This window comes from Rhodopseudomonas palustris, from assembly GCF_007005445.1.
Lineage (GTDB): Bacteria > Pseudomonadota > Alphaproteobacteria > Rhizobiales > Xanthobacteraceae > Rhodopseudomonas > Rhodopseudomonas palustris_G.
Genome location: NZ_CP041387.1, coordinates 4,597,366 through 4,612,812, shown reverse-complemented (window position 1 = coordinate 4,612,812; position 15,447 = coordinate 4,597,366). Strand labels below are relative to the sequence as shown.

Here is a 15,447-nt window from a genome sequence, read left to right as displayed (position 1 = left end):
ATCAGCATGCAGGTTCATGTCATCCGTCGGGAGAACCGGGCGCTCTACGCCGGTCTGCTCGACAATTATTTCCGGATTCGGCACCAGATCTACGTCGTCGAACGCGGCTGGAAAGAGCTGGCGCGGCCCGACGGCCGCGAGATCGATCAGTTCGACACCGAAGATGCGGTGTATCTGCTCGGCGTCGACAACGACGAGATCGTCGCCGGCATGCGAATGGTGCCGACCACCTCGCCCACGCTGCTCAGCGACGTATTTCCTCAACTGGCCCTCGCCGGCTCGGTTCACCGGTCGGACGCCTACGAGCTGTCGCGGATCTTCGTGGTGCCGCGCAAGCGCGGCGAACATGGCGGACCGCGCGCCGAGGCGGTGATCCAGGCGGCCGCGATGGAATACGGACTGTCGATCGGGCTGTCGGCGTTCACCATCGTGCTGGAAACCTGGTGGCTCCCCCGGCTGGTGGATCAGGGCTGGAAGGCCAAGCCACTCGGTCTGCCTCAGGACATCAACGGCTTCTCGACCACCGCGGTGATCGTCGACATCGATGACGAAGCCTGGGTCGGAATCTGCAGCCGCCGGTCGGTGCCCGGCCCAACGCTGGAATGGCGCGGTCTCGAGGCCGTGCGTCGCCAATCGCTTCCGGAATTTCAGGTGATCCGATGAACGCTTCGTCCAAGCCCCGCGCAGCGCGGCCGGTGGTTCTCAATGCGGCCAATGCGCCGATCAAACAGCAGGCGGTCAGCATCGACACGCTGGCGCTGACGATCAACCGCGCGATCGAGCAGGCCGAAGACCTCGGCATCCCTTCGGCCGTCCAGCTCCTGATGATGGCGCGGCTCGAGGTCGATCTGACCGAGATCGCGCTGGAAAGCCGGCACAAGACCAGCGCCTGACCCCGGACCGGCGGGCGATCCCTCGCCGGTTTGTTCTCTTAATGTTCTTGCGCGGGTTCTGCGCCCGCGCTAGCGTTTCGGACCGGGAGAGGCGTCATGGTCCAGCACGTGTCCACCGTGGCTTTTGAGGGCATCGAGGCGCGCAGCGTCGATGTTCAGGTCCAGGTGTCGCCCGGGCTGCCGGCCTTTGCGGTGGTCGGACTCGCCGACAAAGCGGTGTCGGAAGCGCGCGAGCGGGTGCGGTCGGCGTTGATCGCATCCGGGCTGGCGCTGCCGGCACGGCGAATTACCGTCAATCTGGCTCCTGCCGACCTCCCCAAGGAAGGCAGCCACTACGATCTACCGATCGCGCTCGGGCTGATGGCCGCGATCGGCGCCATTCCGGCCGACGCGCTCGAAGGCTTCACCGTGCTGGGCGAGCTCGGGCTCGACGGCTCGATCGCAGCGGTCGCCGGCGTGCTGCCGGCGGCGATCGCCGCCAACGGACGCGAGCACGGCCTGATCTGTCCGGCCGCCTGCGGCTCCGAAGCAGCCTGGGCCAGCCCCGATATCGAGATCATCGCGGCCGGCTCCCTGATCCAGATCGCCAATCACTTCAAAGGCTCGCAACTGCTCGGCCGGCCGCAGCCGCGGGTCCGGGAGGCGGAGCCGTCGAGGATCGACCTGCGCGACATCAAGGGCCAGGAGAGCGCCAAGCGGGCGCTCGAAATCGCCGCCGCGGGCGGACATCATTTGTTGATGATCGGCGCCCCGGGAGCCGGCAAGTCGATGCTGGCGTCGCGGCTGCCGTCGATCCTGCCGCCGCTGTCGCCGGCCGAACTGCTCGAAGTGTCGATGATCGCTTCCGTCGCGGGCGAAATCCGCGACGGCGCACTGACGTCGCGGCGGCCGTTCCGCGCGCCGCATCATTCCGCCAGCATGGCGGCGTTGACCGGCGGCGGCATCAAGGCGCGGCCGGGCGAGATCTCGCTGGCGCATCAGGGCGTGCTGTTTCTCGACGAGCTGCCCGAGTTCGATCCGCGGGTGCTGGATTCGCTGCGGGCGCCGCTGGAAACCGGCGAGGTCGCGGTATCGCGCGCCAATCACCGCATCACCTATCCGGCCCGGGTGATGCTGGTGGCGGCCATGAACCCCTGCCGCTGCGGCCAGGCGTTCGAGCCTGGGTTCGCCTGCAAGCGCGGCAGGATCGAGCGCTGTACGTCCGATTATCAGTCGCGCATCTCAGGCCCGTTGATGGACCGGATCGATCTGCGGATCGAGGTGCCGGCGGTGAGCGCCGCCGACCTGATCCTGCCGCCACCGACCGAAGGCTCCGCCGAAGTCGCCGCCCGCGTCGCTGCAGCGCGCGAGGTGCAGCGCGCCCGCTACGCCTCGATCGGCCTGCCACAGGTCCGTACCAATGCGGAAGCGCCGGCCGCGGTTCTGGAAACCACCGCGCAGCCGGATTCCGCCGGCCTCAAACTGCTGCACGAGGCCGCCGAAACCATGCGGCTGTCGGCGCGCGGTTATCACCGGGTGCTGCGGGTCGCCCGAACGCTCGCCGATCTCGACGGCTGCGACCGGATCGGGCGAGTCCATCTGGCCGAAGCGCTGTCGTATCGCGCGCTGGCCGACGACCTGCGCCGCGCGGCGTGAAAATCGATCGCGGGAGTTAACGCAACATCAACCCTTTTTGCAGCGCGGCTGCCCACCCGGACAGCCTTCAACCTGATTGCAGCACCCAAGGCGCCAGGATCGGCGTTGCCTAGGGCGGCAAATGCAGGAGCTACGATGGCAGGGAAGCTGCGGATCAGGTCGAGGCTGCGCCTGATGGCGCGCCGGCATCCGCGCATCGTGCTGGCGGGCCGGGCCGCCATGGCGTTTTCCGCCGGGTTCGGCGGCGCCTATGGATTGTTGCTCAGCAGCACGCCGGAGATCTCAGGATACGATCCGCACACGTTTGCGATCGGCGCCAGCTTCCTGTTCGCGCTGGCCTGTCTGGCACTCGCGATCCAGACGATGCGGCTGCGCCGGATGCGGAACCGCCTGCGAATGCTCACCGGCTCACATGGCGCATTGCCGGATCGGCCGATCAAGGACGGCAACCGGTCCGGCTCGAATGCGGCAGGCGACGACGATCCGGCAACCGGCGATCCAGCGAGCCGCGCCCGATCGCGGCTGCTGGCGATGGCGTCGCACGAAATCCGCACGCCCCTGAACGGCATCATCGGCATGAGCCGGTTGTTGCTCGACACCTCGCTGACCGCCGAGCAGACGACCTATGCCAGGGCCGTCAAAACCTCGGGCGAAGCACTGCTGGCATTGACCGACGAGCTGCTCGACAACGCGCGGGTCGAGGCCGGCAAGATCGAGCTCGATCGCCGCCCGTTCGTCCTCGGCAACCTGATCGAAGACGTCGTCGAACTGCTGGCGCCGCGGGCGCAGGCACGCGGATTGGAAATCGCGGCCGACATCGACGAGCGGCTGCCGGCATGTCTGATCGGCGATGCCGCCCGGTTGCGACAGGTGCTGCTCAATCTCTGCGGCAACGCCATCAAATTCACCGAAGCCGGCGGTGTGACGTTGACGGCCGAGCCCGGCGATCAAGCTGCCGAATTTCGTCTGATCGTCCGCGACACCGGGATCGGGATCGCGCCCGACGCGCAGGCGCGGATCTTCCGCGAGTTCGAACAGGCCGATGCCGACATCGCCCGTCATTTTGGCGGCACCGGCCTCGGCCTCAGTATCAGCGACCGCATCGTCGCGGCGATGGGTGGGCGGATCGCGCTCGACAGCACGCCGGGCCGGGGAACCACCTTCACCGTCACGCTGCCGCTGGTCGCAGCCGAAGACGCCGGCGCAGCCGCGACCTTGGAGCCGCCGGACCTGCGCGGCGCATCGGTGATGATCGTCGCGCCGCACGCCGTCGAAGCCTCGCTGATCGCCCGTCGCCTCGCGCGCTGGGGCGCAACGACCTGCACCTGCCACGACGCCGATGTCGCTGTCGCGCGATTGGCGGAACGGAGCTGGCACGCGGTGCTGATCGACCACGCGTTCGGTTCGGCGTCCCTCGAGACGCTGGCGCGACAGGCAGCGCTGCATGCGACGCATCGACTGGTGATGCTGACACCCGCGGCGCGGCACGAATTGTTGCCGAGCCTGCCAGCCGCGTTCACCGGCTATCTGGTGAAGCCGCTGCGCGCGGTTTCGCTGGCCACGCGGCTCGGCGCGCTCGCCGAAGTCGCAGCACCGAATATCGCCGATGGCGACCCACCGGACCTGCAGGACGCGCCGCCTGCCGTCCCGCAAGCCCGGCTCGCGATTCTGGTCGCCGAGGACAATGATATCAACGCGCTGCTGATCCGTGCGCTGCTGAGCCGGCTCGGGCATCGCGCCGAGATCGCCCGCGACGGCCGCAGCGCCGTCGCGTCGTGGCGAACCGCGAGGCAGGCAGGTACCCCGTTCGATCTGGTGCTGATGGATGTGCAGATGCCGGTCCTCGACGGGCTCGAAGCCGCCCGGCAGATCAGGCGATGCGAAGCCGGGCAGACGGGAACGCGGGTGCCGATCCTGGCGCTGACCGCAAATACGCTGGCGGAAGATCGCGACGCCTGCCGGACGGCCGGGATGAATGGCGTCCTGATCAAGCCGCTCGATCCCGACAGGCTCTCCGGGATTCTGGCCGACCTGGCGGCCACACGGCAAACTGCCTGACACGGCAAGTAGATACCGAACGACGCTGCTAACAACAAAGTCGGCGGCGATGTCATCGTTCGGCAATCATCGCGTCACACCGCTGTTGAACGGCCATGATTGTTGGTGCGATCAGGCCGCGGCGATTCCGTTCGGGACGGGTGCGGTCGCGAGGACGCCATGCACACCGACCATCTCGCCCGTTCGAAGAAATTCATCAAGCTGCTGCGCCCGGAGACCGCCGGAGCCGCCGCGCAAACCGCGATTACTTGGTTCAAGCCGGCGGCGAAGCTGGCTGAAACCGGCAAGCCACTGGGCTCGCCGTCGCCGGCGACGCTGGGCCGTCTCGGTCCGCTCGAAGTGCGGCTGGCGCAGACCAAGCAGGACGTCAAGCGCGCCCAAAAGCTGCGCTACCGCGTGTTCTACAAGGACGGCACCGCGATCGCCGACGCGCCCACCATGCTGGCGCGGCGCGACAAGGATGCGTTCGATCCGATCTGTGATCACCTCTTGGTGGTCGATCACGCCGCCAAGCCGTCGCTCAGCGGCAAGCAGCCGGTGGTCGGCACCTATCGGCTGCTCCGGCAGGATGTCGCCAACCGCAACGGCGGCTTCTACACCGAGAGCGAATTCGATATCGGCGGACTGATCGGCCGGCATCCGGAGCTGCGCTTCCTCGAACTCGGCCGCTCCTGCGTATTGCCGCCGTATCGCAACAAGCGCACGGTCGAGCTGCTGTGGCACGGCATCTGGACCTACGTGCGGCAACACGGCGTCGACGTGATGCTGGGCTGCGCCAGCTTCGACGGCACCGATCCGGACCGTCTGGCGATGCCGCTGTCGTTCCTGCATCACTACGCGCCGGCGCCGGAAGCCTGGCGCGCGCGCGCGCATCCGTCGCGCTATGTCGAAATGAACCGGCTGCCGAAGGAGGCGGTCGATCAGAAGGCCGCGCTGCGCGAGCTGCCGCCGCTGATCAAAGGCTATCTGCGGCTCGGCGCCACGATCGGCGAGGGCGCGGTGATCGACTATCAGTTCGGCACCACCGACGTGCTGATCATTCTGCCGGTGTCGGCGATCAGCGCCCGCTACATCGAACATTTCGGCGCCGATGCGTCGCGGCACGCGGCGTAGTCGTTCGGATTTCCTACGGTCATTCCGGGGCGCTCGCGCAGCGAGCGAACCCGGAATCTCTCTTCCTAACGACGAGATTCCGAGTCTCCGCGCCGTTGGCGCGGATCCCGGAATGACGGAGAGACTGCCGGCTACAACCTTCGCAGCGCCACCGACTCCACCACGTGATCGGCGCCCTTTTTCAGGATCAGGGTCGCGCGCGGGCGGGTCGGCAGGATGTTGTCTTCGAGGTTGGCCAAGTTGGTGCGTTCCCAGATCGCGATCGCAGTCGCAGTCGCCTCTTCGTCGGACAGCACCGCGTAGCGATGGAAGTACGACCGCGGATCATGGAACGCGGTGTCGCGCAGCGCCAGAAAGCGCCGGACGTACCAGTCGCGCAACACCGGCTCGTCGGCGTCGAGATAGACCGAGAAATCGAAGAAGTCGGACACCACCGGCACCGCCTGGCCGTCGCGCGGCAGGCGGCCGGTCTGCAGCACATTGACGCCCTCGACGATCAGGATGTCGGGACGGTCGATCACCGTGAATTTGTTCGGCACGATGTCGTAGGTGAGATGCGAGTAGATCGGCGCCTTGACCTTGCGGCGGCCCGACTTGATGTCGGACAGGAAGCCGAGCAGCGCCGGCAGGTCGTAGCTCTCCGGAAAGCCCTTCTTCTGCATCAGCCCGGCGCGCTCGAGATAGGCGTTGGGGTGCAGGAAGCCGTCGGTGGTGACGAGATCGACGGTCGGGCGCGGCGACCAGCGCGCCAGCAGCGCCTGCAAAACGCGCGCGGTTGTCGACTTGCCGACCGCCACCGAGCCGGCGACGCCGATGATGAACGGCATCTTGCGCTCGACCACGCCGAGGAAGCGGCGCTGCGCGTAGTAGAGCTGCTGCATCGCGGCGACGTGGATCGACAACAGCCGCGACATCGGCAGATAGATTTCTTCGACTTCGGTGAGATCGAGCCGGTCATGCATCGAGCGCAGCGCCGCGACCTCGGCGGCATCGAGCGTCATCGGCGTGTCTTCACGCATGCTCGCCCATTCCGACCGCGAGAACACCCGGTAGGGGTTGTAGTGATGCAGATCCGACCTTGCGTCCATCTCGCAGTCCCTTCGCCTTGGTTTTGATGGCGGGATTATTGTTGTTGCGGCCGCCGGGCGCGGCCGATGCCGATTCGGTTCAGTCGCGCTTGCGCGACGCCTTTTCCTCCAGGCCCGACATCGAGGTGCGCTGCGCCAGCGCCGCCTCGACCTCCTCGAGCTTCACCTCGCGCGACTTCAGCAGCACCAGCATGTGAAACAGCACGTCGGCGGCCTCCGAGATCAGGTGGCCGCGATCGTTCTCGACCGCTGCGATCACCATCTCGACCGCCTCTTCGCCGAACTTCTTGGCACAGTGCTCGGGGCCCTTGTCGAGCAGCTTCTTGGTGTAGGAGCTGTCGCCGCCGGAGGCCGCGCGGGCATCGACCGTCGCGGCGAGATCGTGGAGGGTGAAACGGGCCATACGCTGACTCTGCCGGTTCGTGGTGCGAGAGTACCGCCCCTCGCCGCGTAACGCTAGGGATCGAGCCGCATCGGCAGCCCGGCCTGGACCATATGATCCTTGGCCTGACGAATGGTGTACTCGCCGAAATGGAAGATCGAGGCCGCCAGCACCGCGGTGGCGTGGCCCTCGCGGATGCCGTCGACCAGATGGTCGAGATTGCCGACGCCGCCCGAGGCGATCACCGGGACGCCGACGCTGTCGGCGATCGCCCGGGTCAGCGGAATATCGAATCCGGACTTGGTCCCGTCGCGATCCATCGAAGTCAGCAGGATCTCGCCGGCGCCGAGCGACACCACTTCCTGGGCGAACTCGATCGCGTCGATGCCGGTGCCCTTGCGGCCGCCATGGGTGAAGATCTCCCAGCGGTCGCGGCCGGGCACGCGCTTGGCGTCGATCGCCACCACGATGCACTGATCGCCGAATTTCTCGGCGGCTTCCTTGACGAACTCGCGCCGCGCCACTGCGGCGGAATTGATCGAAACCTTGTCGGCGCCGGAGCGCAGCAGGGTCTTGATGTCGTCGACGGTGCGGACGCCGCCGCCGACCGTGACCGGCATGAAGCAGGCTTCAGCCGTCCGCCGCACCACGTCGAGCATGATGCCGCGGTTCTCATGGGTGGCGGTGATGTCGAGGAAGCAGAGTTCGTCGGCGCCCGCAGCGTCATAGGCGATCGCCGCCTCGACCGGATCCCCGGCGTCGCGCAGGTCGACGAAATTGACGCCCTTGACGACGCGGCCGTCCTTGACGTCGAGGCAGGGAATGACGCGGACCTTGAACATCGGATCGTCCTCAGGCCGCCTTGGCGGCGCCGATCAGCGCCAGCGCTTCGGCCGGATCGAGCCGGCCGTCGTACAGCGCCCGACCGGCAATCGCGCCTTCGAGTTTTCCGGCACGGGGGCTGAGCAGCGTCCGGACGTCCTCGATCGAAGCGAGGCCGCCGGAGGCGATCACCGGGATCGAAATTGCCTCGGCCAGCGCGATGGTCGCGTCCCAATTGATGCCCTTGAGCAGGCCGTCGCGGGCGATATCGGTGAAGATGATGGCGGCGACACCGGCATCTTCAAAGCGCTGCGCGATGTCGAGCGCGGTCACCTGCGAGCTCTCGGCCCAGCCCTCGACCGCGACGTTGCCATCGCGGGCATCGAGCCCGACCGCGACACGGCCGGGAAACGTCTTGGCGGCTTCCTTCACCAGCGCCGGATCGCGCACCGCAGCGGTGCCGATGATGACGCGGGCGATGCCCTTGGACAGCCAGGCTTCGATCGTCTTCAGGTCGCGGATGCCGCCGCCGAGCTGCACCGGCATCTTGACCACCTTCAGCATCGCCTCGACCGCGTGGGCGTTCATCGGCTTGCCGGCGAAGGCGCCGTCGAGATCGACGACGTGCAGGTACTGGAAGCCCTGGGCCGCAAAGCTCTGCGCCTGCGCGGCGGGATCGAGATTGAACACGGTGGCGCGCGCCATGTCGCCCTGTTCGAGCCGCACGCACTGGCCGTTCTTGAGATCGATCGCGGGGAAGAGAATCACGATGCAGCTTCGCTTTTCAGTTTCAGTTTTGGCCAGCGATTGTATCCAATGGAAGGGTCGTTCGACTTGAAATGTCTGATCCAACAAACTTCCTGCGCACTGACTTCGGCATCAGTAGCATCTTCCGACTTCCACAGGATTTCGCGCCGGATAGCAAAGTCTCGCCGCTGTTCTCGCGTGAAATCGGCGGCAATAAGTGCGCTCGCTGCGCTTCCAAAGTAGTTGATACTATCGGTTAGATCTTTGCCGACGTAGATCTTGCCGTTGGGATAGGTGACTTTGTAGATCACTTTCATCTCACGGCTTCCACTTCAAAAAGTTCGAGATCAGCGCCAGGCCGAAGCGCTGACTCTTCTCGGGGTGAAACTGAGTCCCGATCGCGGTGTCCTTGCCGACGACGGCGGTGACCGGCCCGCCGTAATCGGCGCGCGCCAGCACGTCGCCTTCGTGTTCGGCGGCGAGGTGGAAGGAGTGCACGAAGTAGGCGTGCAGCCCCTTCGAACCGAGCGGCAGCCGGTCCAGCACCGGATGCTCGCGGACCTGATCGAGCGTATTCCAGCCCATATGCGGGATCTTCAGATCGTCGCGATCGGGCGCGATCTTGACGACGTCGCCGGCGATCCAGTTCAGCCCGTCGGTGGTGACGTGCTCCTTGCCGCGGGTCGCCATCAACTGCATGCCGACGCAGATGCCGAAGAACGGCCGGGCCCTGACCCGCACGGTCTCGTTCAGCGCCTCGACCATGCCGTCGATCGAATCCAGCCCCTTGCGGCAGTCGGCGAAGGCGCCGACGCCCGGCAGGACCACGCGGTCGGCCCGGAAGACCTGGTCCGGATCGCGGGTCACCAGGATCGGCTCGGGATTCTCCATGCTCCGCGCCGCGCGCTCGAACGCTTTCGCCGCCGAATGCAGATTGCCGGAGCCGTAGTCGATGATCGCGACACTCACCGCGAACCTCCCGGGTTCGGGAACGAGCCGAAGATGTCGCCGTGGATCGACGAGGCCGGCAGCGGAATGTTGCGAGCCGGCGGCGGCGCGCCGCGGTCGACCGGCAGCGTAAAGCTGATCGGCTGCGGCTGCCCGGCGACCCAGCGATCGAAGAACCGCCGTTCGGCGATCTCGCGATCGTCACCGACCGCGACGCCGATCGGCTGCCAGCCGCGCCGCGCCAGGGTCCAGCGCCACAGGCTGCCGGCTTCCAACCCGAGCAGGCTGGCAAGCAGCAGCGCCACCAGGAAGCGGGTGCCGGCTCCGGCTTGCAGCGCTGTCAGTGCCACCGCGGAGGCGGCAATCACCACCAGATAGCCGAGCGTCGCCAGCCACAGCCGGCGGTACAGCAGCCACAACGGCCCGAACACGAAGGCCCAGACATAAAACCCGTCGCGGACGAAACGAAACTGATCGGGCGCAGCGCGCTGCGGTTCGTCGTCGTCCGCCCGCGGGGCATGAACAGTGAACACCGGCATAGACTTGTCTCCGCCGCCCGACGGCGTTTAGCCGCCGAGCTGACCCTTGGTCGAAGGCACTTCGCCGGCCGTCTTCGGATCGATCGCGACTGCGGCGCGCAGCGACCGCGCCAGTCCCTTGAAGCAGGATTCGGCGATGTGATGGCTGTTCTCGCCATATAGGGTCTCGACGTGCAGAGTCACGCCCGCGTTCATGGCGAAGGCCTGAAACCACTCGCGCACCAGCTCGGTGTCGAACTCGCCGATCTTGTCGCGGGGAAAGTCCGCCTTGAACACCAGGAACGGCCGGCCCGAAACGTCGATCACCACCCGGGTCAGGGTCTCGTCCATCGGCATCAGCACGCTGGCATAGCGGGTGATACCCGCCATATTGCCGAGCGCCTGTTTCACCGCCTGGCCGAGCGCGATGCCGACGTCCTCGGTGGTGTGGTGGAAGTCGACATGGAGGTCGCCCACCGCCTTCACGGTGATGTCGATGCGCGAATGCTTGGCGAGCAGATCCAGCATATGGTCGAAGAAGCCGATCCCGGTCGCGGCCTTGGCCACACCGGTGCCGTCGAGGTCGACCGTGACCTCGATGTCGGTCTCCTTGGTCTTGCGCTTGATCGTTGCCGTGCGCATGAAGCGGACTCTCCGGTAAAAACGCCGGTCTTTTAACAGGCCGGTGACACCTTCGCTACTGCGCCGGGTGCGGAGCGGGGGCGATCTTCGTCCTATGGTGAGCGGATTGGCCGCTGCGGCGGCGGCCCGCTCGGCGATTGCAACGCCGCCCGGCCGTGCCTAGATCAGCGCTCGCGAAAGGAACTCCATGGCACTGCATAGCTCTTCGGGAGACGCCGGACCTCCGGTCTGGCACGGCACCACCATTCTGACCGTGCGCAAGGGCGGCAAGGTCGTGATCGGCGGCGACGGCCAGGTCTCGATCGGACAGACCGTGATCAAGGCCAACGCCAAGAAGGTTCGCAAGCTCGGCAAGGGTGACGTGATCGGCGGCTTCGCCGGCGCCACCGCCGACGCCTTCACGCTGTTCGAGCGGCTCGAGGCCAAGCTCGAACAATATCCCGGCCAGCTCACCCGCGCCGCGGTCGAACTCGCCAAGGACTGGCGCACCGACCGCTATCTGCGCCGGCTGGAAGCGATGATGATCGTGGCCGACAAGGACGTGTCGCTGGTGCTGACCGGCACCGGCGACGTGCTCGAGCCGGAAGCTGGCGTGATGGCGATCGGCTCCGGCGGCAATTACGCGCTGGCCGCCGCCCGCGCGCTGATCGACACCGACCAGGACGCCGAGGCGATCGTCCGCAAATCGCTCGGCATCGCTGCCGATATCTGCGTCTACACCAACGGTAATCTGACGATCGAAACGCTGTGAACGGCTCGTCATTGCCAGCGACGCGCAGCAATCCAGGATCTCTGAGCACCAAGTCTGGATCGCTTCGTCGCGGAGCCTGTCCTCGGACGGCGCGAAAGGCCGATCCGAGCACTCCCCGCAATGACGGGAGCCAACGCCGAAAAAGAGAACCATGACCGACTTCTCCCCCCGCGAAATCGTTTCCGAACTCGACCGCTTCATCGTCGGACAGGCCGACGCCAAGCGCGCGGTCGCCATCGCGCTGCGCAACCGCTGGCGGCGGCTGCAGCTCGAAGGGGCTTTGCGCGAAGAAGTGCTGCCGAAGAACATCCTGATGATCGGGCCGACCGGCGTCGGCAAGACCGAGATCGCCCGGCGGCTGGCGAAGCTCGCCGGCGCGCCGTTCCTCAAGGTCGAGGCGACCAAGTTCACCGAAGTCGGCTATGTCGGCCGCGACGTCGAGCAGATCATCCGCGACCTGGTCGAAGTCGCCATCGCCCAGGTCCGCGAGAAGAAGCGCAAGGACGTCCAGGCGCGCGCCCAGATCGCCGCCGAAGAGCGCGTGCTCGACGCGCTGGTCGGACCCGGCTCGGGCCCGGCGACGCGCGATTCGTTCCGCAAGAAGCTGCGTTCGGGCGAACTCAACGACAAGGAGATCGAGATCGAGACCCAGGCCGGAGCCGGCTCGCCGATGCTGGAAATTCCCGGGATGCCGGGCGCCCAGATCGGCGCGATCTCTCTCGGCGACATCTTCGGCAAGATGGGCGGGCGTACCAAGACCCGGCGGCTCACCGTCGCCGATTCGCACGAAATTCTGGTCAACGAGGAAGCCGACAAGCTGCTCGACAACGATCAGCTCGTGCAGGAAGCGATCACGGCAGTCGAGAACAACGGCATCGTCTTCCTGGACGAGATCGACAAGATCTGCGTCCGCGACGGCCGCAGCGGCGGCGAGGTCTCGCGCGAGGGCGTGCAGCGCGATCTGCTGCCGCTGATCGAAGGCACCACCGTGTCGACCAAGCACGGCGCGGTGAAGACCGAGCACATCCTGTTCGTCGCCTCGGGCGCCTTCCACATCGCCAAGCCGTCCGATCTGCTTCCTGAATTGCAGGGCCGGTTGCCGATCCGCGTCGAACTCAATGCGCTCAGCCGCGACGACATGCGGCGCATCCTCACCGAGCCGGAGGCGTCGCTGATCAAGCAATATGTGGCGCTGATGAAGACCGAAGGCGTGACGCTGGAGTTCACCGACGACGCCATCGACGCGCTCGCCGATGTCGCAGTGGCGGTGAATTCGACCGTCGAGAACATCGGCGCGCGGCGACTGCAGACCGTGATGGAGCGCGTGCTCGACGAGATCTCGTTCGTCGCCCCCGACCGCCACGGCGAGACCTTCCGGGTCGATGCGGACTACGTGAAGACCAATGTCGGCGATCTGGCCAAGAACACGGATTTGAGCCGGTTTATTTTGTGAGCGGCAGTTTAGTTAGTGGCTGTTGATCGCCGTCCGCAAAGACAAGTAGTCCGAGGATGGAACGTATCCTCACACACAGACGTCATGCGCGGGCTTGACCCGCGCATCCATCTTTTCCGAAAGACGATGGATTGCCGGGTCAAGCCCGGCAATGACGGATTCTTATGTATGATACGCCACAAGGAACAACAGTCCTCACCCCATCACCTCACGTCATCGCCCGGCTTGTTGTCCGGGCGACCCAGTATTGCAGAGCGTCCGCGTCCAAGTAACAACCTCTCTGGGATACTGGATCACCCGCATGCGCGGGTGATGACGTTTGGAGACGGGGCCGCGTCGGCCGATGAACACCCCGTGCTTGGCTAACTAACCCCGCGTCCGCCGCACCCGCACATACAACGCGCCTTCGCCGCCGTGGCCGATGTGGGCTTCGTCGAAGCCGACCACATAGGCACGGAATTCGGGGAGCGCGAGCCATTGCGGCACCTGTCGGCGCAGGACGCCACGCTCGGCGTCGCCGCTCTTGCCCTTGCCGGTGATCACCAGCACGAAGCCGAGACCGTCGTGACTGGCGCGCTGCAGGAAGTGCAGCAGCGCGTGATGGGCGCGGGCCTGGGTCATACCGTGCAGATCGATCCGGGCGTCGATATCCTTGCGGCCGCGCGACAGATGCGCCCGCTCGCGCCGACCGAGGCTGGCGAGCGGCGGCGGCGCAACCGACGGCTTTGCGGCGCGCTTGAGCGGTTGCGGCGGCGCGGCCGGCGACGGCTTGATCGACGGAGATTCCGACAGCGGATCGGCGATCTCGGCTTTGATCGGGCGCGGCCGGCCGCGCAGCGGCTTGATCTGACGAGCGACGCCGTCCCACAGCGCCCGTTCGTCCTCGGTCAGACTTCGCTTGCGGCGCGACATCGGCGGGTCGAGCGGCGGGATGATGCGTTTCATCGAGGTCAGTGCGGGCGGCGATGATGCCGGTGGTGATGCGGGTGATGCCGCCGAGCCTGCGGCTGCGACGGCGTCGCGGCAGGCCGGGCCTCCGGCGTCGGGACGATCGCGGCTCCGTCCTTACCACCGGACTTCGCCGGCGTCGCCGCGGGCTTCCGGGCTTTTGCCGGCGGTCGTGGCTCGGGCAGCGGCAAGGTGCGGCCGCTCGCCACCGGATCGAGGCTGGTCGGCACCAGGATTGCAAACCCGATCGGATGGCGGATCCGACCCGCTACCGCACCGGCCTCGGCACCGGCACCGAAATACAAGTCGGCGCGCGCCGGACCGACGATCGCCGACCCGGTGTCCTGGCCGATCATCAACCGCCGGAACGGCGTCCTGGCGTTGACCGATTCGATCGGCAGTTCGCCCGAAATGAAGAACGGCGTGCCGTAGACGTGCAGCCCCTTGTCGACCGCGATCGAGCGCCACGGGGTCAGCGGCACCCCCTGGGCGCCGACCGCTTCGTCGTCATCGTTCAGGTCGACCTGCCGGAAAAACACATACGAGCGGTTCGCCCGCCGCAGCTCCTTGGCGCCGTCGGGATTGGCGTCCATCCATTCGCGGATGCGGTGCATCGACATTTCTTCGCGGGGGATAATGCCGCGTTCGATCAGGATGCGGCCGACCGGGGTGTAGGGATAGCCATTATGGGCGTCGTAATTGATGCGGACGACGCGGCCGTCGGGCAGCCTGATCCGGGCCGACCCCTGAATCTGGGCGAACAGCAGATCGGTCTGGCTTTTCAGCCAGCAGATCTCCAGGCCGCGCCCTTCGATCGCGCCATCTTCGATCGCGCCGCGATCGTAATACGGCACCAGCTTGCGTCGGCCGACCTTGCGAAACACCGGTCCGCCGTTCGGCAGTGCCGCCCCTTGCGTGTAGCCGCGGACGAACAGATTCGACGGGCGGCGATACACCGGCACGGTGTAGTCGTCCGTCTTGACCGGGGAGCCGTCGATCACCGGTTCGTAGTAGCCGGTGACGAAGCCCTGTGTTTCACCGAGCCGCGAAATCAGCAGCGGCACGAAGTGCCGTTCGAAGAACGCGCGGGCCGCCGGTTCTGTCGAGATCGCACTGGCGCGGGCGGCGCGGCACGGCTCGCGGAGCGAATCGCCGAGCGGCTTGGCATCGGCTCGGCCACGACCGGCCAGGATCGGGCGGCAGCTTGCGCGAAAGGTCTTGAACGCGGCCAGGTGATCGTCGTCCTCCCAGCCGGGAAGCTGATCCCAGCCGGCGGGAAGATACTGGCCGTCGGCGATCTGCAAGGGCCACAGCACATGGCGATGCCGCGGATGCGAGCCGGCATGGTGCGAGGATTTGGCGCCGTGGTGATGATGCAGGCTGCGCGCGTCCGATGTCGTGGGAACGAGCATCAGCGCGGCTGCGATCATGCAGCCGGCGATGGCGGCG

At 66.6% G+C, this 15,447-nt stretch carries 17 protein-coding genes; 7 read left to right on the top strand and 10 right to left on the bottom strand.

What is annotated here, in order from left to right; translation table 11 throughout:
• Window positions 1–6 precede the first annotated feature (6 nt).
• The 5 genes from rpaI (at window position 7) to FLL57_RS21275 (ending at window position 5,699) form a co-directional block, all read left to right on the top strand.
• Window positions 7–663 (top strand): 4-coumaroyl-homoserine lactone synthase, encoded by a 657-nt coding sequence (gene rpaI, locus FLL57_RS21295; RefSeq protein WP_142883951.1) that lies wholly within the window; start codon window positions 7–9, stop codon window positions 661–663.
• Complete coding sequence (locus FLL57_RS21290) at window positions 660–893, top strand: hypothetical protein (RefSeq protein ID WP_013500148.1); 234 nt, start codon at window positions 660–662, stop codon at window positions 891–893. The genes rpaI and FLL57_RS21290 overlap by 4 nt, the downstream gene beginning before the upstream one ends.
• A gap of 96 nt (window positions 894–989) precedes the next feature.
• Complete coding sequence (locus FLL57_RS21285; protein ID WP_142883950.1) at window positions 990–2,528, top strand: YifB family Mg chelatase-like AAA ATPase; 1,539 nt, start codon at window positions 990–992, stop codon at window positions 2,526–2,528.
• Window positions 2,529–2,663: 135 nt separating this feature from the next.
• On the top strand, window positions 2,664–4,586 hold the full coding sequence (locus tag FLL57_RS21280; protein WP_142883949.1) for an ATP-binding protein: 1,923 nt from the start codon (window positions 2,664–2,666) through the stop codon (window positions 4,584–4,586).
• Between the two features lie 159 nt (window positions 4,587–4,745).
• Window positions 4,746–5,699, top strand: coding sequence for a GNAT family N-acetyltransferase (locus tag FLL57_RS21275; protein ID WP_013500151.1), 954 nt, complete (start codon window positions 4,746–4,748; stop codon window positions 5,697–5,699).
• Window positions 5,700–5,830: 131 nt separating this feature from the next.
• Here FLL57_RS21275 and coaA read toward each other — a convergent pair whose 3' ends face one another.
• The 8 genes from coaA to hisB form a co-directional block, all read right to left on the bottom strand.
• Window positions 5,831–6,787, bottom strand: a complete 957-nt coding sequence (gene coaA, locus FLL57_RS21270) for a type I pantothenate kinase (protein ID WP_013500152.1) — start codon at window positions 6,785–6,787, stop codon at window positions 5,831–5,833.
• 79 nt (window positions 6,788–6,866) lie between these two features.
• The gene (locus FLL57_RS21265) at window positions 6,867–7,190 is read right to left on the bottom strand and encodes a phosphoribosyl-ATP diphosphatase (protein WP_142883948.1); all 324 of its coding nucleotides are present in this window, start codon (window positions 7,188–7,190) and stop codon (window positions 6,867–6,869) included.
• A 53-nt stretch (window positions 7,191–7,243) separates the two neighbouring features.
• Window positions 7,244–8,011: an imidazole glycerol phosphate synthase subunit HisF gene (gene hisF, locus FLL57_RS21260; protein ID WP_011155881.1), complete on the bottom strand. Its 768-nt coding sequence runs from the start codon at window positions 8,009–8,011 to the stop codon at window positions 7,244–7,246.
• Window positions 8,012–8,021: 10 nt separating this feature from the next.
• Window positions 8,022–8,759 (bottom strand): 1-(5-phosphoribosyl)-5-[(5-phosphoribosylamino)methylideneamino]imidazole-4-carboxamide isomerase, encoded by a 738-nt coding sequence (hisA, locus tag FLL57_RS21255; protein ID WP_142883947.1) that lies wholly within the window; start codon window positions 8,757–8,759, stop codon window positions 8,022–8,024.
• On the bottom strand, window positions 8,756–9,055 hold the full coding sequence (locus FLL57_RS21250; protein ID WP_142883946.1) for a GIY-YIG nuclease family protein: 300 nt from the start codon (window positions 9,053–9,055) through the stop codon (window positions 8,756–8,758). The genes hisA and FLL57_RS21250 overlap by 4 nt, the downstream gene beginning before the upstream one ends.
• Before the next feature lies 1 nt (window position 9,056).
• Window positions 9,057–9,707 (bottom strand): imidazole glycerol phosphate synthase subunit HisH, encoded by a 651-nt coding sequence (hisH, locus tag FLL57_RS21245; protein ID WP_142883945.1) that lies wholly within the window; start codon window positions 9,705–9,707, stop codon window positions 9,057–9,059.
• On the bottom strand, window positions 9,704–10,225 hold the full coding sequence (locus tag FLL57_RS21240) for a DUF2628 domain-containing protein (RefSeq protein ID WP_013500158.1): 522 nt from the start codon (window positions 10,223–10,225) through the stop codon (window positions 9,704–9,706). Before FLL57_RS21240 ends, hisH begins: the two co-directional genes overlap by 4 nt.
• A 27-nt stretch (window positions 10,226–10,252) precedes the next feature.
• On the bottom strand, window positions 10,253–10,846 hold the full coding sequence (gene hisB / locus FLL57_RS21235) for an imidazoleglycerol-phosphate dehydratase HisB (RefSeq protein ID WP_013500159.1): 594 nt from the start codon (window positions 10,844–10,846) through the stop codon (window positions 10,253–10,255).
• Window positions 10,847–11,033: 187 nt separating this feature from the next.
• Here hisB and hslV point away from each other — a divergent pair, with 187 nt between their 5' ends.
• Window positions 11,034–11,597, top strand: coding sequence for an ATP-dependent protease subunit HslV (gene hslV, locus FLL57_RS21230; RefSeq protein ID WP_013500160.1), 564 nt, complete (start codon window positions 11,034–11,036; stop codon window positions 11,595–11,597).
• 151 nt (window positions 11,598–11,748) lie between these two features.
• Complete coding sequence (gene hslU, locus FLL57_RS21225) at window positions 11,749–13,050, top strand: ATP-dependent protease ATPase subunit HslU (RefSeq protein WP_013500161.1); 1,302 nt, start codon at window positions 11,749–11,751, stop codon at window positions 13,048–13,050.
• A 366-nt stretch (window positions 13,051–13,416) separates the two neighbouring features.
• Here the strand turns inward: hslU and FLL57_RS21220 are convergent, their stop codons facing one another.
• Together FLL57_RS21220 and mltA are read right to left on the bottom strand one after the other, a co-directional pair.
• On the bottom strand, window positions 13,417–13,995 hold the full coding sequence (locus FLL57_RS21220; protein ID WP_142883944.1) for a Smr/MutS family protein: 579 nt from the start codon (window positions 13,993–13,995) through the stop codon (window positions 13,417–13,419).
• A gap of 5 nt (window positions 13,996–14,000) precedes the next feature.
• Window positions 14,001–15,428, bottom strand: coding sequence for a murein transglycosylase A (gene mltA / locus FLL57_RS21215; RefSeq protein ID WP_142884261.1), 1,428 nt, complete (start codon window positions 15,426–15,428; stop codon window positions 14,001–14,003).
• Between the last annotated feature and the right edge of the window lie 19 nt (window positions 15,429–15,447).

Coding starts and splice junctions, on each gene's coding strand:
- hslU (WP_013500161.1), top strand. CDS start 11,749: ATGACCGACTTCTCCCCCCGCGAAATCGTTTCCGAACTCGACCGCTTC.
- hisB (WP_013500159.1), bottom strand. CDS start 10,846: ATGCGCACGGCAACGATCAAGCGCAAGACCAAGGAGACCGACATCGAG.
- FLL57_RS21220 (WP_142883944.1), bottom strand. CDS start 13,995: ATGAAACGCATCATCCCGCCGCTCGACCCGCCGATGTCGCGCCGCAAG.
- FLL57_RS21250 (WP_142883946.1), bottom strand. CDS start 9,055: ATGAAAGTGATCTACAAAGTCACCTATCCCAACGGCAAGATCTACGTC.
- FLL57_RS21280 (WP_142883949.1), top strand. CDS start 2,664: ATGGCAGGGAAGCTGCGGATCAGGTCGAGGCTGCGCCTGATGGCGCGC.
- hslV (WP_013500160.1), top strand. CDS start 11,034: ATGGCACTGCATAGCTCTTCGGGAGACGCCGGACCTCCGGTCTGGCAC.
- FLL57_RS21240 (WP_013500158.1), bottom strand. CDS start 10,225: ATGCCGGTGTTCACTGTTCATGCCCCGCGGGCGGACGACGACGAACCG.
- mltA (WP_142884261.1), bottom strand. CDS start 15,428: ATGATCGCAGCCGCGCTGATGCTCGTTCCCACGACATCGGACGCGCGC.
- FLL57_RS21290 (WP_013500148.1), top strand. CDS start 660: ATGAACGCTTCGTCCAAGCCCCGCGCAGCGCGGCCGGTGGTTCTCAAT.
- hisF (WP_011155881.1), bottom strand. CDS start 8,011: ATGTTCAAGGTCCGCGTCATTCCCTGCCTCGACGTCAAGGACGGCCGC.
- coaA (WP_013500152.1), bottom strand. CDS start 6,787: ATGGACGCAAGGTCGGATCTGCATCACTACAACCCCTACCGGGTGTTC.
- FLL57_RS21265 (WP_142883948.1), bottom strand. CDS start 7,190: ATGGCCCGTTTCACCCTCCACGATCTCGCCGCGACGGTCGATGCCCGC.
- rpaI (WP_142883951.1), top strand. CDS start 7: ATGCAGGTTCATGTCATCCGTCGGGAGAACCGGGCGCTCTACGCCGGT.
- FLL57_RS21275 (WP_013500151.1), top strand. CDS start 4,746: ATGCACACCGACCATCTCGCCCGTTCGAAGAAATTCATCAAGCTGCTG.
- FLL57_RS21285 (WP_142883950.1), top strand. CDS start 990: ATGGTCCAGCACGTGTCCACCGTGGCTTTTGAGGGCATCGAGGCGCGC.